Raw genomic sequence first — 14619 nt, forward strand, 5'->3', positions numbered from 1 at the left:
CGGGCGGGCCGCGGAACCGTGGGGGTGGTTCCGCGGAGGTGCTGTGCTCGGCCGGTGCGGGGGCGGTGCGCGGACTGTGCTCGGGTGGGGTGGACAGTTTTCGCCGCCCCGTTCGGCGCGGCTACTCACGGAGGTGATAATTTCCGGGCTTTTAAGAGCTGACGTCTCATCACATCGTGGTGGGTTGCAGGGCGGTTGGGGACGTATCAGGATTCGGACTCCCCGGCTCCGCGGATTCATCGTCCCTTCCGTGGCCGTTTGCCCCGTCGTCGCTCCGCCCTCGCAGAACCAGTACGATTCCGGCCACCGCGAGCACCGCCCCGAGGATCCCCGCGACCAGCGGCAGCGTGGTCCCGACCAGTTTCAACTGGCTGCTGTCGTCGTCCGCGAGCTTCACCTGGGCCTTCTGCGTGGCCGGAGTGAACGCGACCCGCTCGCTGTCGAGCAGTACCGTCGCGTCCTTGCTCGAACCCGGCGCGCGCAGCGTCTTGCGGGGCCCGATCGCGGCGTAGATGATCCGGCCCGTGCGCTGGTCGGCGACGAGCTCGATGCCGTGGTTGGCGTAGTACTCATTGGCCATCACCTGGCTCTTCCTCGGCTGCCCGACCAGCGCGCCCGGCACCTGCCGGGTGCCCGTCTTGGTGGCCTTCACGGAGCCGGTGAAGCGGTAACCCTCGTACCCCTGGATCTTCTTGGTGCCCCGGTAGGTGAGCGGCACCGTCGCCCCCAGCGTGTTGTCCCACCAGCGGTAGGAGCGCTTCTCCAGGTCGAAGGGGAACTTCAGGTACGCCTCGCCCTCGAAGTACGGCTCCTCGCCGCAGCAGTGCACCGGGGCGTTGGTCTTCCGGTCGGTGACCCAGCGCTCCAGCGTCCACTGGAGCGAGTCGTGCGGATCGGCCGCGGGCAGCGACTTGTCGGGGTCGACGGAGGTGGACACGTCCCACACCGCGCGCCCGCTGTCCTCGCTGTCCTCGACGTCGCCGCGGACCTGCCGGGTGATCGTGAGGTTCTTGTCGTGGACCGTCTTGACCTTCTCGGTGTCGAAATAACTCCCCTTGCCCTTGAAGACGGTGACGACGTCGATGTCGACGGGGGTGCGTTTCGCGCGTGGCTCCACGTACCAGGCGAGCATCGGTGCGAGGACCAGAAGGAACGCGCCAAGGCCGAGAAGGATCAGGGAGAGCGGTGAGGCGGTGCGGCGCATGGGGGCACTCCTGGGCTGAGGGCGGGAGAGTGTTACCGAGCCGTATGGGCCGGGAACCGTAGGCGCACCCTTGACGAGGTGTCAATGCATTGCCGAGACTGGGCACTTGCCGGACGGGGCCCGGTGCGAAGCGTGCGACGAGGACCGCGGACGGACGCGGCCCTGGCCCGCGCGAGGACTGTCCGACCAGGGTGGGGACGACCTCCGACCGAGAGGCTGACCCTCGCATGCACCGACTGCTCGCCGCTTCACTCACCGTCGCCGCCGGGGCGCTGGTCGCCGTGGCCGCCGCGCTCGGAGTCGTCGCGCTCCTCAACGCCACGCCGGATCAGCCCAATACGCCCCTTGTGCACTACGAGGCGCCCGCGCGGGGGCAGTGAGTGACCGTGCCCGCCACCGAGACCTCGCCCGCCGCCGAGAGCCAGGCGCCCGCCACGGGCCGCTCCGCCTGGCGCGACGTGCCCCCGGTGCAGGTGCGGCAGTTCGCCGCGCTCGCCATGGAGGAGGTGCCCGCGCTCGCCCAGGACATCCTGTGCGAGATCCGCGCGGAGTACCCCGGCCTGCCCGTCGTCCTCGACGACTCGGGCGAGCCGATGGCGCTCATCGGGATCCGCCGCGCCCTGGAGGGCTTCGTCCAGCAACTCGCCTCCCAGGAGGGGCGGCCCCGCTACCACCTCGAAGTCTTCCAGGAGTTCGGCCGCGGCGAGGGCCTGCACGGCCGCAGCCTCGACTCGCTCCAGGCGATCTACCGGCTCGGCGTGCGCCTCGCCTGGCGCAGGCTCGCCGAGATCGGCCAGCAGATCGAGATCCCGCCGCCCGCCATGTACGAACTCGCCGAGGCGGGCTTCGAATACCTCGACGGCCTCGTCGACCAGTCCGTACGCGGCTACGCCGAGGCCGCGGCCCGCGAGGCGGGTGAACGGCTGCGCCTGCAGCGGAAGTTGATGGAGCTGCTGCTCGCCGAGCGGCGCCCCGACGGCGGCGGCGCGCACGGCGTGCTCGCCGGACCGCTGCCGGGCTCGGGCCAGGGCGCCGCAGCGGGCCCCGGACACGCCTCCCTGGGCAACGGCCTCGGCGAACGGGCCGCCAGGGTCGGCTGGCAACTGCCCGAACGCGTCGCCGTGGGCGTCCTGTTGCGCCCCGCGCGCGAAGCCGTCGCGCCCGCCGTCGGACAGGGCGTGCTGCTCGACATGGAGGCCGAACAGCCCCGCATGGTCGTGCCCGACCCCGATGCCGCGGGCCGCCCCGAACTGCTGCGCCGCGCCATGGCGGGCTGGTCCGGCGCCATCGGCCCGCCCGTGCCGCTCGCCGACGCGGCGAAGTCGCTGCGCTGGGCGGAGGCGGCGGTACGGCTCATGGAACGCGGCCTGCTGCCCGCGGGCGAGGTCCTGCACTGCACCGAGCACACCGAGGCCCTCGTCCTGCTCCAGCCGGAGGAGCTCATCGAGGACCTGGCCCGCCGCTGCCTCGCGCCCCTCGCCCACTGCGGGCCCGCCCACGGCCGCCGCCTGGCCGAGACGCTCCTCGCCTGGCTGGAAACCCGCGGCGGCGCCCCGGAGGTGGCGGCCAGGCTCGGCGTCCACCCCCAGACGGTCCGCTACCGCCTGCGGCAGATCAGGGAGCTGTGGGGCGACGAGATCGACGACCCCGACCGTCGCTTCGAGCTCGAACTTGTCCTGCGGGCGCGGCGGTTGCGGGGGCAGCTGGGCAGGGCATAGCGGTGGAACCCGGCACGGACCGGGTTCGGCGCGCCGGACGGCTCGATCCCGCACACAACTTTCACAGGGGCGGCTTCCACTGTTACCGGCGCGGCACCTAGCCTCCAGGCCTCATGGACTACTGCCACCCGTGCCGCAGGCACCTCAACGGCGCCCTCGCCTGCCCGGGCTGCGGGACGCCCGCCGAAGCGTGCCGGGAGTACGCGGAGTCCGTCGCGGTGCGGGAGGAGCCCGCGGATCACGACGACGCGTACGACGAGGAGTCCCCGCGTGCGCGGGGCCGCGGCCGGGGCCGAAGGGTGCATCGGCGCAGGCGCCGCAAGGTCCTGCTGATCACCGCGGGGCTCGCGCTCGCCGCGGGCGGTCTCAGCCTGGCGGAACTGGGTACGGAAGGGTCCGCTGACGAGCCCGCGGCGGCGTCCGCGCCGGACGAGGAGCCTTCGCGGTCGCCCTCCGCGGAGGGGGGTGCCTCTGGCGGTACGACGCCGGTGGGCCCGTCGGCGTCGGCGTCGCCCTCTGCCTCCTCGCCGACTTCCTCTTCCTCCTCCGCTTCCGCTTCCGAGCGGCGGGCGAAGGATGCGCGGGAGCCCTCCGCTCGGCGGACGGCGTCGGGGAAGCCCGGTGACGACGGCCCCGGTGCGACCACCCCGGCCGAGTCCTCCCCGCCGGACGACCCCCGGCCCTCGACCCACCCGACCTCACCCCCGGCCACCTCGGCCCCCGACCCGACGGGGCCCCCGGAGCCGTCCCCATCGGAGACGTGTGACCGGTTCTTGTGGTGGTGCGCATAGCCGCTGGCTGAGTCGACCGCGCCCATGTCACCGGCACGGCATCCGCATGCCCTACGGGGTTTCGCGCAGTTCCCCGCGCCCCTGATCGGGCGCCCTCCGCAGTGGCACGCCCGCGGGCGCATCGTGGTTGCTCGCGCAGTTCCCCGCGCCCCTAGCGGGCCCCGTCAGGGGCGCGGGGAACTGCGCGAAACCCCGGGTAGCCCGTACCTGACGGGTGCAGGGAGCCAGGATTCAAGGGGCGCGGGGAACTGCGCGACCAGCCCCGCAGGGCACGAGCCTGACGTGCAGACCCACCCCGGAGCGGACCCTCACGCCGCCCCCTCCCCGAGCATCCTCCGCAAAAGCCCCCGCAGAGAAACCCGCTCCTCGCGAGAAAGCTCAGCCAACGGCTCACGCGCGAAGTTCAACGAGTCCCGAAGCCCCCGGGCGACCCGGACCCCCTCCTCCGTCGGCGCCGCCAGCTTCACGCGCCGGTCGGCCGGGTCGGGGCGCCGTTCGACGAGGCCGCGCGCCTCCAGGCGGTCGATGATCCCCGTGATGTTGGACGGCTCGCACTTCAGCTTCTGGGCTATCCGCCGCATCGGCATCGGCTCGATGGAGAGCAGACCGAGCACGCGGGCCTGCGCCCCGGTCAGCGAGTGCTCGCCCGCCGCCGCCTCGTACTCCTCGTAGTAGCGCGCCACGACCGTGCCGATCAGCTCGACGACCTCAAGCGTCAGCGGGTCGGTACGGGGCGAGGGCGAGGGCGAGGGCGAAGGGGAGGACGGGGAGCTGCTGGTGGCCATGGTCACCAGGCTACCCGTTTACTTGACATCATGAAATATCCAGGCGCATGGTTGTTTCAGTACCTGAAGCATTTCTGCGCATCAAGCGTTTACCTGGAGGACGCCCCCCCCATGTCCGTCACCCCCGAGCAGCTCCCCTCCGTAAGCCGCGAATGGCACCTCGTGCGCCGCCCGAGCGGCTGGCCCGTGCCGGAGGACTTCGCGCTGCGCGAGGTCCCCGTGACCGCCCCCGCCGAGGGCCGCGTCCTGGTCCGCAACCTGCACTTCTCCGTGGACCCGTACATGCGGGGCCGGATGAACGACGTGAAGTCGTACGTCCCGCCGTTCCAGCTCGACCACCCGATGGAGGGCGGCGCGGTCGGCGAGGTCATCGCCTCCAATGCCGAGGGCTTCGCGGTCGGCGATCACGTCCTGCACTTCGCGGGCTGGCGCGAGTACGCCGCCGTCCCCGCGCGGCACGCCACGAAGGTGGACGCGCAGGCCGCGCCGCTCTCCGCGTACCTCGGCGTACTCGGCATGACGGGCCTGACCGCGTACGCGGGCCTGTTCGACGTCGCCTCCTTCAAGGAGGGCGACTCCGTCTTCGTCTCCGGCGCCGCCGGTGCCGTCGGCAGCCAGGTCGGCCAGCTCGCCAAGCTGAAGGGCGCCTCGCGCGTCATCGGCTCGGCGGGTTCGGACGAGAAGGTGAAGCTGCTCGTCGAGGAGTACGGCTTCGACGCGGCCTTCAACTACAAGGACGCCAAGCCGGTCGTCGAGCAGCTCAAGGAGGCCGCCCCCGACGGCGTCGACGTCTACTTCGACAACGTCGGCGGCGAGCACCTGGAGGCCGCGATCAGCCGCATGAACGTGCACGGCCGCGCCACCATCTGCGGCATGATCGCCGGTTACAACGACACCGAGCCGACCCCGGGCCCGCGCAACCTCGCCATGGTCATCGGCAAGCGCCTGCGGCTGCAGGGCATGCTCGTGGGCGACCACGAGGCGCTGCAGCCCGAGTTCGTGCGCGAGGTCGGCGCGTGGGTGCGCTCCGGTGAGCTCAAGTACCGCGAGACGGTCGTCGAGGGCGTGGAGAACGGCGTGGAGGCGTTCCTCGGCATGCTCCGCGGTGAGAACACCGGAAAGATGATCGTCTCCCTCGCCTGAGGCGCCGCTGTTGGTTGGCGGGCACCCAGGGGCGCTCTTCCGGTATCCGATAACCTAATTCCACAAGCCGTGGTTGTGGGCGCGCACCACGTCACATCTCAGGAGGAACAGGCACTTATGTCCATCCAGAAGATCGACGTCAAGTACACCGCCGTCGCCACCGCGGAGAACGGCCGCGACGGCCGGGTGGCCAGCGACGACGGCAAGCTCGACGTCGTCGTGAACCCCCCGAAGGAGATGGGCGGCAGCGGCGCGGGCACCAACCCCGAGCAGCTCTTCGCGGCGGGCTACAGCGCCTGCTTCCAGGGCGCCCTCGGCGTGGTCGCCCGCAAGGAGAACGCCGACATCTCCGGTTCGACCGTGACCGCCAAGGTCGGCATCGGCCAGAACGAGGCCGGTGGCTTCGGCCTGGAGGTCGTGATCACCGCCGCCATCCCGAACGTGGACGCGGCCACCGCGCAGTCCCTCGTCGAGAAGGCGCACCAGGTGTGCCCGTACTCGAACGCCACGCGCGGCAACATCAAGGTCGAGGTCTCGGCCGCCTGACCTCGTCGGTCGCCCGTACGACGGAGGGCCGCACCCCGGCGGGGGTGCGGCCCTCCGTCGTGGACCGGAAGGGTCAGCCCGTCGCGAGCGCCGCCTCGTGCACCGCGCGCGCGAGCCGCTCGTTCTCCGCCGCGGGGCCGCCGGGGAACGCGAACCGTCGCCGCGTGTAGCCGTACGCGAGGGAGGCGCGCGGATCCGCGAACGCCTGCGAGCCGCCCGCGCCGCTGTGCCCGATGGAGCCCGCGCCGAGGAACGGGTACCAGACGTCCGACGTGGCCTGGAAGCCGACCGCGAACGCCTTGTGGGTCCGTGCCACCAGGTCGTACCCGATCGACTGGATCTGCCCGAACGCGCCGAGGGTGTCGGGCCTCAGGAGCGCCTCGCGCCCGCCGATGCCGGTGGTCGCCGCCGCGTACATCCCCGCGAGGCCGCGCGCGGAGGCCACGCCACCGGCCGACGCGGGGCCCTTGGCGCGCAGGAGGCGGGAGTTGGGCAGTGCCTCCAGGTCGGTGGGGTGCGCCGCGTTGCGGTTGAAGGCGATCGAGGCGAGGCTGTGCGGCCCGGTCGGCTGCGCCGCGATGAGTGCCTTCTGTTCGGGCGTCGGGTCCATCGGCAGGACGGAGTGGAAGCGGTCCTCGTGCTCCTCGGGCAGGCCCAGGAAGAAGTCGAGCCCGAACGGGGCGCGCACCCGCTCCTCGTACAGCTCCTGGAGTGTCCGCCCGGTGGCGCGGAACACCACCTCGCCGGCGAGCGCCCCGATGGAGAGCGCGTGGTAGCCGAACGCGCTGCCGGGGCGCCAGAACGGGCGCTGCGCGGCCAGGCGCGCGGCGATCGCCCGGTCGTCGGCGAACTCCTCGGGCGAGAACCCGGAGTCGGCGCCCACGACGCCCGCGCGGTGCGCGAGCAGCTCCCGCAGGGTGACGGCGCCCTTGCCCTCGGCGGCGAACTCCGGCCAGTAGTGGGCGACTTCGCGGTCCAGATCGAGCACGCCGTCCTGGACGAGCAGGGCGACGACGAGGTGGGCCGCGCCCTTGGTGGAGGAGTACACCCCGTAGAGCGTGTCGGCGTCCGTGTCGGGCCCGACCCACAGGTCGACGACCTGGCGGCCCTTGACGTAGGCGGACAGCTGGCCCGCGTAGTGCGGTTCCTCGCTCGCGAGGACTGCGGTGAACTCGTCGCGCACGGCCTCGTATCCGTCGGCGACGGTGCCCCGCACTCGGATCTCACGGGTCATGGTGATGGCCTCCAAGGCGCGGCGGATGATCTGTACCCGGTCAACCGCCGCGCCCCCGAGGGTATTTCCTGGCGTCCGTCAGCCGACCGCCAGCAGCGCCCTTCCGACCTGTGGGAACACTCCCTTGGGGTGGTCGCGGAAGAGCGGTTCGGTGCCGAAGAGGACCACGTCGGTGCGGCCCGCGGTCCCGCTGATCACCGAGGCCCGGCCCGCGGCGGCCGCGGGGCCTCCGGTGCCGTCGTCGGTGGCCCGCCAGTGCCCGGACACCAGCGGGTTCCCCGTGCCGTACTTCTGCTCCACGCGCACCGTGGTGCCGAGGTCGGTGAACCACATCGGCGCGTAGACGAAGCTGTGCCCCGGTGCGTCACCGGTGATCGCCCCGCCCGAATTGCTCACCCGCACCACGCCGTTGGCGTCGCCGTTGCCCGCCACGGGCTTGGCGGCGAGCAGCTTCGCGTCGGCGTTGAGCGCGGCGCCGGTCTCACCGCGGCCGACCAGACCGCCGCCCTGGGCGAGGAACCGGTCGAGCCCCGCCTTCGCCGAGGCGTTCAGCTCACCGCGGTCGAGCCCGGCCGAGACGAACAGGACGTCCGCCCGGCTCCAGTCGAAACCGGAGTTGAGCACGGCGTTCGACACCGGCACCACGTCGAAGTTCATCTCCCGCAGCGCGAACAGCTCGCCCGGTGTGACGGCCGCGGCGACCCGGGTGCGGTGCAGCGCGGCGCCGCCCTCGGCCTTGGTGGCGTCGAAGGGCACGTCGTACGTCTTGGCGGCGGCGGTCGCGGCACGGCGCGCGGACGACGGCAGGACGGCGTTGCCTTCGCGGTCGCGGCGCGCCGAAACGCCCTGTGCGAGGAGGGAGTTGAGCGCGGCGATCTCGCGCGGGTCGTCGAGCCGCAGGCGCAGGTTGCCGCGCGGGGCCACCTGGCCGACGCGGGACGCGGCGTGCACCGGACGCGCGCGCACGCCGTCCAGGTCGCCGCCCTTGACCGCGTCCACGCTCGCGCCCCACAGGCGTCCCAGGCTCCAACCCGAGATGTCGTACATGGTCGACACCTTGTCGCTGATGTCCCTGCCGTCGGCCAGCATCACGTTCGCCAGGCCGCGCTTGGGCTGGTGCATGTCGACGACGTACGAGCCCTTCGCGTACGTACGGCCGCCGAGCCGGAAGGAGTGCTTCGCGCGCTCCACGCGGACGTCGTTGGCGAGCAGGTGGTCCACCAGGCGCGCGGCGGCCGTCGCCGAGCTCCCCCGCTGCCGAAAGCGCGGGGGGACCCCCTGCCCGCGGCCCGCCGCCGGGATCACGTACGCGCGCGGGAACTCGGTCGTGTAGACGTCCTCAGGGCCGATCCCGGGCACTCCCGGCACGGTCTCCTCCGACACCGGCACCTGCTTGGCGCCCGTCGCGCCCCGCCGGAAGACCTCGATCTGGTCGGCGATCACCGAACGGCGGTGCGCGGCCGTGTAGTCGAGGGTGGCGCGCATGGCCGCGCCCGCGATGTCCACGTTGATGGCGGCCCTGCGCCGCAGCTCGGCGACCGGCTGGGTGTCGTACTCCTCGTTGTTCACCTGCATCGGGAACTCGATGGTGTGCGTGGCGACCGCGCCGTGGAAGGGCATGTACTGCGGGGTGAAGATCGGCGGCCAGTCGTCCCAGCCCTCCTGCTGGTCGCGGAAGGGGATGACGGGCGGCTTCACGCCGTCCTTCTCCTCGGTGTAGCCGAGGCCCTTGATGGCGGCCTCCATGCCGAGGGCGTTGGCGTAGGAATTCTTCAGGAAGAGGTCGTACTCGTAGTTCTCGCCGTGCGGGGGAGTGGTCGGCTCGATCAGCGTGCCGTTCACGTACCCGTGCAGGTCGATCATGACGGCGGGCTGCTTGGCGATGGCGATCTGTCGGACCGCGCGGGCCTCGGGCTGCGATGCGGTGATGAAGTCGCGGTTGAGGTCGAAGCCGTTGGCGTTGGCGCGGGTGCCCGCTATGCGCCCGTCGGGGTTGGTGGTGATGTTGAAGTAGAGGCGGTTGTGCGCGAGGAGGTCCTTGCTCTTCGCGTCCTTCGCCTTCGCGAGCTTCCCGATGAGCTTCAGGGCCGCGTCGGTGCCCTCCCACTCGTTGCCGTGGATGTTGTTGTTGATGAAGACCGGCGTCTTGTACCCGGACTTGATCGCCTTGTCCTTGGCCGCCGCGGCGGGGGAGTCCTCGATGCGCTCGCGCATCCGCTCCTGGCGGGCGCTCTCGCGCGCGGACTCGGGCGCGGTGACGGTCACGAGGTAGAGCTGGTGCCCACCGGCGGAGCGGCCCGCGATCTCCACGCTCACGCGGTCGCCGACGCGCTGCAGGGCGTTCAGCTTCGGGGCTATGCCGTGGTACGGCGTCAGCCCCAGTTTTATCGACTTGTCGGCCGGATTCTCCGGCGGCGGATCGAGCTTGCGCACACGGGGATAACCGCGCCCCCTGTCGCCGGTGAGCTCCGGGGCCCCGGCCTCGGCGAGGGCGCGCTCCGCGGCCGCCTCCGGGGCCTTGGCCGCCCGGTCCGGCCCCAGCGGCGAACCCTCGCGGGTGACCGGGCGCGGTGTCGGATCCGCGGTCGCGCTGCCCGGGGCGAGCGCGGTGAACAGCAGCGCGCCCGCGGTGGCGGCGGCGGTGACCAGAACGGGTCTGGATGGCCGGGACATACCCATATGTACCTCCGGGAGATCGTTAAGCGAGGTCTTACCGGTTCAACTCCCGGACAACAAGGGGGCGTTGCGCCCCAGCCGTGACAGACCTGGCACACAGCGGCGCGCGAACCCCCGGCGACCTGCGGCTAAGGTGTGCCGCATGCGCGATCTGGGTGTGGGCTTCGGCTACTTGATGAAGGGGCAGCGCTGGGTCGCCCAGCACGGCAAGCAGTACGGATGGGGGCTGCTGCCCGGCCTCATCACGCTCGTCCTCTACGCGGCCGCGCTCGTCTCGCTCGCCCTGTGGGGCGTCGATCTCGTCGGCTGGGCCACGCCCTTCGCCGACGACTGGTCCTCGCCCTGGCTCGGCCTCTTCCGCGGCTTCCTGACGGCGCTCCTCTTCGCCCTCGCGCTACTGCTCTCCGTCATCACCTTCACCGCGGTGACGCTGCTCATCGGAGAGCCCTTCTACGAGTCGCTGTCCGAGCAGGTCGACATCTCCGAGTGCGGCCACGCCCCCGAGTCGGGCCTGCCGCTCTGGCGCGACCTGTGGATCTCGGCGCGGGACAGCCTGCGCATCGTCGTACGGGCGATGCTCTGGGGCGTCCTGCTCTTCGCGCTCGGCTTCATCCCGGTCGTCGGCCAGACCGTGGTCCCGGTGATCGGCTTCGGTGTGACCGGCTTCTTCCTCGTCGAGGAGCTCAGCGCGGTCGCGATGCAGCGCCGCGGCATCCAACTCCGTGAGCGCCTGGCCCTGTTGCGCGGCCGCAAGCAGCTCGCCTGGGGCTTCGGGACGCCGCTCGCCGTCGCCTTCCTGGTGCCGTTCGTCGCGGTGTTCCTGATGCCGGGCGCGGTCGCGGGAGCGACGCTGATGGCACGGGACCTGCTGGGCGAGAACGACACGGAAGGCGACGGCTCACCTGCCGCCGCCGGTCAAGACGACGAGACGGCCGCCCCGAGGATCCCCCGCACCTGAGCGACGATGTCGAGCCGGTTCCGCACGAACTCGGGATCGGTCACGGCGCCCGTCGCCGGATCGGTGTTCCCGGCGCCGAACTGCAGGACGGGCGTGTGGACATGGCCGCCGGGCAGCCGGTCGTGCAGCCCGAGCCTGTCGCGCAGGAGCGTGGCCCGGTAGGCGATCTCGTTCGACAGGTAGTTCCCGCCGCCGCCCTCACGGGCCGTGGACCCCTCGGAGGGCCCGTCGGGCCTGACCACGGGCGCGGTGCCGCCCGCCGGGATCTCCGTCACCGACGTGTTGTCGTACACCGGGAAGCGCCCGGTGTCGGCGGCCACGATCGCCTTGTACGGGAGGGTCGTCGACGTCCACTGCGGCTGTGAGGCGGGGTCGCGCACCGGCACGGTCTCCGTGCGCGAGAGGTTCTCGTTGTCGGGAAAACCGCCCCGCCAGGCCCCGTTGGTCCGCTCGATGTCGAACTTGCCCACGCGCCCCTGGCTGATGGTGGTGAACAGGTCGACGCGCGGCAGCTGCGCCCGCAGTGCCCGCTCCACGGCCCCGTCCCCGAAGTCCTGCCAGCGGACGGGGAAGGTGACGGCCTCGATGCGGGCGGGACCCTCGGCGGTCTGGATCGTCGTGCCGTCCAGGGCGAGCGCGGCGGCGCCCGACGGATTGCTGATGCGTACGTCACGGTCGAGGGTGAACGGGTCGAAGCCGGTGACCAGGATGCGCTTGGCGTGCTTGTGCCCCCGGGGATACGCGACGGCGTCCTGCCCGCGCGACGAGGTCTCCAACGCACCTATCAGCCGGGCCCGTTGCTTCTCCGAGAGTCGGAAGCCGCTCGGCTCCCACTGCCGCAGCTCCCGCGTCATTCCCAGCCTGGCCCAGTAGAGCGGCCGGTCGTCGTCCCTGCTGAGATCGCCTCCGGCGGGCCCGCGCCCTTGCACCCGGTCCACGGCGCGCCGCCACAGCTCGCCGCCCTCGCCCGCGACGAGCCGCCGGGCCTGCGCGTAGGAGCGGGTCTTGGCGAGGGCCCGCGCCAATTGCGGTGCGCGGGAGTCGAATCCGCTGCGGCGCAGGATCTCCTGGGGCGCGGCGCGGTCGAGCCGCTGTTCTTCGGCGGTGGAACCGGGTGGCGTGGCGGCGGATGTGGATGCGGAGGCGGGGGCGGTGGCGCCGAGCCCGACCAGCAGGGCGGCGGCGCCGAGGGTGCCGATACGAGGGAACACGCGAGTCCTTCCGTGGCCGGTCACCAGTGGATCAGTGACGGGTGAGGTGGCGGAAGTATCGCGGGACGGGAGGGGTGAGCGCTACGGCGCCTCGCGGGTGAACCGGCGCCGCGCGGCCAGCGCGAGCAGCACGCAGCCGAGCGCCCCGACCAACAGGTCGGTCCACGCGGGGGCGTTGGCCTCTCGCAGGAGGGCGGAGACGCCGAAGCTGGTGTCCCAGCCGGACTCGGTGATCGCGGAGCCGAAGCCCTGCGCGATCAGGATGAAGCCGAAGAGGGCGAGCATGCCTTCCGTGGAGGACTTCTTGGACTGAGGGGCCTTGGGCTGTGCGGACATGACGTATCTCCCCGAGTGCGGCGGCGCGGCGTTGATACCGCTGACCTTTTCCGATGCGGTCGCATCAGATCATGCATCGGGGGCGGGATATGATGCAACCGCATCAGAACGCAGAACGTGGAGACGTCAGGTACGTCAGGTACGTCAGGTACGCCAGATCCACAGAGCCACAGAGCCACAGAGCCACCCCCACGCCCGACGAAAGGCCGCCGCACGTGCCCAAGCAGGTCGACTACGAGGACCGGCGCCGCCGCATCGCCGAGGCGGTCCGCCTGCTGATCGCCCGCTCCGGGATGGAGTCCGTCAGCCTGCGCGACGTCGCCGCGGAGGCGCGGGTCTCGATGGGCGCGGTCCAGCGCTGCTTCCGCACCAAGGACGAGATGCTGCTCTTCGCCCTGGAGGACATCTCGCAGCGCGTCGCCGACCGGGCGAAGGCCCGCATCGAGGCATCGGACACGCCGCAGTCGGCCGCGACCTTGCTGGACCGCACGCTCTCCGCGCTGGCCCTGGTAGAGACGGAGGACAGGACGGAGGCCCAGGTCTGGGTCGCCTTCGTGGCCCACGCCACGGTGAGCAAGGACCTGGCGACCGTCCTGCGCGACACCTACGCCAAGCTGCACGACCTCCTGGTCTGGCTGCTCGACTACGGCAGATCCACCGGCGAATTCCACACGGAGGTGAACGCCACCGCGGAGGCCCACACCCTGCTGGCCCTGACGGACGGCCTCACCGCGCAGGTGCTGGTGGGGCATGTGACGCCGGGTGATGCGAGGGGGGTCTTGCGGGCCTGCGCGGAGGGGCTGAGGGCGCCCCGCCAGGGACGCGGGGAACGGCGCGATCAGCCAGGACCGACCCGCGGGTAGATCGTGGGCCCCTTTAGGGGCGCGGGGAACTGCGCGATAGGCCACGGACGGCTTGCGGGGAACGGTGGGACCGGCCGCGAGGTAGGGGGCGCGGGGAACGGTGCGATCGGCCACGAGTGGCCCGCGGGTAGATCGTGGGTGTGCGGCGGGGTTGTTTTAGGGGCGCGGGGAACTGCGCGACGGGCCACGTTCGGCCTGTGGGGAACGGTGGGGCTGGCCGCGGGGTAGAGGGGGCGCGGGGAACTGCGCGACGGGCCACGCACGGCCTGCGGGGACGGGGCGACCGGCCACGAGGCAAGGGCGCGAGGAACGGCGCGACCAGCCACGACCGGCCCGCGGATAAACCGGTTGCGGCAGCGGATCCGTTCCCGAGAGGCTCGCCCACATGACCACGCCCCCGGCCCCCGCCACCCCACCGCTGACACCCTCCGCCACCGACGCCCACCCGTCGGCACGGGGCCAGCAGCAGACGGGCCGACGCCGGAGGCCGATCCCCGCGCACCCGTGAGCGCGGTCCTGGTCGCGGGACTCCTCGCCGGTTACGGCATCGCCATGCCGGTCGGCGGTGTCGCGACCTACCTCGTCGCGCTCACGGCCCGCACGTCCCTGCGGACCGGCGCCTGCGCCGCGCTCGGCGTCGCGACCGCCGACGGGCTCTACGCCCTGGTCGCCGCGGTCGGCGGCACCCGGCTCACCCACCTCCTGGCACCGCTGATGACCCCGCTGCGCTGGGCATCGGCCCTGGTCCTCCTCGCACTCGCGGCGCGCGGTGCGATCACGGTGGTCCGCCAGTACCGGGGGCGCACCGGCGCCGCTGCCGCCACAACAGGAACCCCCGTCAGCCCCGCCCGCGCCTACGCCGCCCTCCTCGGCATCACGCTCCTGAACCCCGCCACGGTCGTCTACTTCGCCGCACTCGTCCTCGGCAGCCCGGCCACCACGTCGCTGACGGAACCGGAACAGGCACTGTTCGCGCTGGCCGCGTTCGCCGCGTCGGCGAGCTGGCAGCTGCTCCTCGCGGGCGGCGGCGCCCTCCTCGGCCGTGCGCTCACGGGCGGCAGGGGCCGTCTGCTCACGGGGCTCGCGTCGAGCGCGCTGATCGCGGGCCTCGCGGGGCATTTGCTGATGTCGGCGGGGTGAGACGAGGCGAGGCG

The 14619-nt window shown here is 72.3% G+C and carries 14 protein-coding genes; 8 read left to right on the forward strand and 6 right to left on the reverse strand.

Annotated elements, in window-relative coordinates:
• Nucleotides 1-169 precede the first annotated feature (169 nt).
• Nucleotides 170-1204 (reverse strand): DUF3068 domain-containing protein, encoded by a 1035-nt coding sequence (locus CP970_RS29905; protein WP_055552430.1) that lies wholly within the window; start codon nt 1202-1204, stop codon nt 170-172.
• A gap of 227 nt (nt 1205-1431) precedes the next feature.
• On the opposite strand from CP970_RS29905, the gene CP970_RS44370 reads away from it, so the two are divergent.
• The 3 genes from CP970_RS44370 (at nt 1432) to CP970_RS44375 (ending at nt 3713) form a co-directional block, all read left to right on the forward strand.
• The gene (locus CP970_RS44370) at nt 1432-1584 is read left to right on the forward strand and encodes a hypothetical protein (RefSeq protein WP_169801268.1); all 153 of its coding nucleotides are present in this window, start codon (nt 1432-1434) and stop codon (nt 1582-1584) included.
• 6 nt (nt 1585-1590) lie between these two features.
• A complete protein-coding gene (locus CP970_RS29910) occupies nt 1591-2922 on the forward strand; it encodes a helix-turn-helix domain-containing protein (protein ID WP_055552436.1) in 1332 nt (443 codons plus the stop codon).
• A gap of 113 nt (nt 2923-3035) precedes the next feature.
• Nucleotides 3036-3713, forward strand: coding sequence for an SCO2400 family protein (locus CP970_RS44375; protein ID WP_191094968.1), 678 nt, complete (start codon nt 3036-3038; stop codon nt 3711-3713).
• A gap of 308 nt (nt 3714-4021) precedes the next feature.
• Here the strand turns inward: CP970_RS44375 and CP970_RS29920 are convergent, their stop codons facing one another.
• Nucleotides 4022-4498 carry a MarR family winged helix-turn-helix transcriptional regulator gene (locus tag CP970_RS29920; RefSeq protein WP_055553762.1) on the reverse strand — a complete coding sequence of 159 codons (477 nt, stop codon included), beginning with the start codon at nt 4496-4498 and terminating at the stop codon, nt 4022-4024.
• A gap of 111 nt (nt 4499-4609) precedes the next feature.
• On the opposite strand from CP970_RS29920, the gene CP970_RS29925 reads away from it, so the two are divergent.
• Nucleotides 4610-5641, forward strand: a complete 1032-nt coding sequence (locus CP970_RS29925) for an NADP-dependent oxidoreductase (protein WP_055553764.1) — start codon at nt 4610-4612, stop codon at nt 5639-5641.
• 117 nt (nt 5642-5758) lie between these two features.
• Nucleotides 5759-6187, forward strand: a complete 429-nt coding sequence (locus CP970_RS29930; protein ID WP_055553766.1) for an organic hydroperoxide resistance protein — start codon at nt 5759-5761, stop codon at nt 6185-6187.
• Between the two features lie 73 nt (nt 6188-6260).
• Here CP970_RS29930 and CP970_RS29935 read toward each other — a convergent pair whose 3' ends face one another.
• Nucleotides 6261-7421, reverse strand: a complete 1161-nt coding sequence (locus CP970_RS29935; RefSeq protein WP_055553778.1) for a serine hydrolase domain-containing protein — start codon at nt 7419-7421, stop codon at nt 6261-6263.
• A gap of 78 nt (nt 7422-7499) precedes the next feature.
• Nucleotides 7500-10100 (reverse strand): M14 family zinc carboxypeptidase, encoded by a 2601-nt coding sequence (locus CP970_RS29940; RefSeq protein WP_055553768.1) that lies wholly within the window; start codon nt 10098-10100, stop codon nt 7500-7502.
• Nucleotides 10101-10239: 139 nt separating this feature from the next.
• Here CP970_RS29940 and CP970_RS29945 point away from each other — a divergent pair, with 139 nt between their 5' ends.
• Entirely contained in the window at nt 10240-11055 is an 816-nt protein-coding gene (locus tag CP970_RS29945; RefSeq protein WP_055553772.1) for an EI24 domain-containing protein, read from the forward strand.
• On the opposite strand, the gene CP970_RS29950 is transcribed toward CP970_RS29945, so the two are convergent.
• Together CP970_RS29950 and CP970_RS29955 are read right to left on the reverse strand one after the other, a co-directional pair.
• The gene (locus CP970_RS29950; RefSeq protein ID WP_191094969.1) at nt 11013-12266 is read right to left on the reverse strand and encodes a pyroglutamyl-peptidase I family protein; all 1254 of its coding nucleotides are present in this window, start codon (nt 12264-12266) and stop codon (nt 11013-11015) included. The two genes, CP970_RS29945 and CP970_RS29950, sit on opposite strands and share 43 nt — an antisense overlap.
• A gap of 81 nt (nt 12267-12347) precedes the next feature.
• Nucleotides 12348-12602 (reverse strand): hypothetical protein, encoded by a 255-nt coding sequence (locus CP970_RS29955; protein WP_055553775.1) that lies wholly within the window; start codon nt 12600-12602, stop codon nt 12348-12350.
• Between the two features lie 215 nt (nt 12603-12817).
• On the opposite strand from CP970_RS29955, the gene CP970_RS29960 reads away from it, so the two are divergent.
• Both CP970_RS29960 and CP970_RS29965 read left to right on the forward strand, forming a co-directional pair.
• Complete coding sequence (locus CP970_RS29960) at nt 12818-13465, forward strand: TetR/AcrR family transcriptional regulator (RefSeq protein ID WP_055553776.1); 648 nt, start codon at nt 12818-12820, stop codon at nt 13463-13465.
• Between the two features lie 504 nt (nt 13466-13969).
• Complete coding sequence (locus CP970_RS29965; protein ID WP_224058823.1) at nt 13970-14605, forward strand: LysE family transporter; 636 nt, start codon at nt 13970-13972, stop codon at nt 14603-14605.
• Nucleotides 14606-14619: the final 14 nt, after the last annotated feature.

The organism is Streptomyces kanamyceticus, assembly GCF_008704495.1.
Classification (GTDB): domain Bacteria; phylum Actinomycetota; class Actinomycetes; order Streptomycetales; family Streptomycetaceae; genus Streptomyces; species Streptomyces kanamyceticus.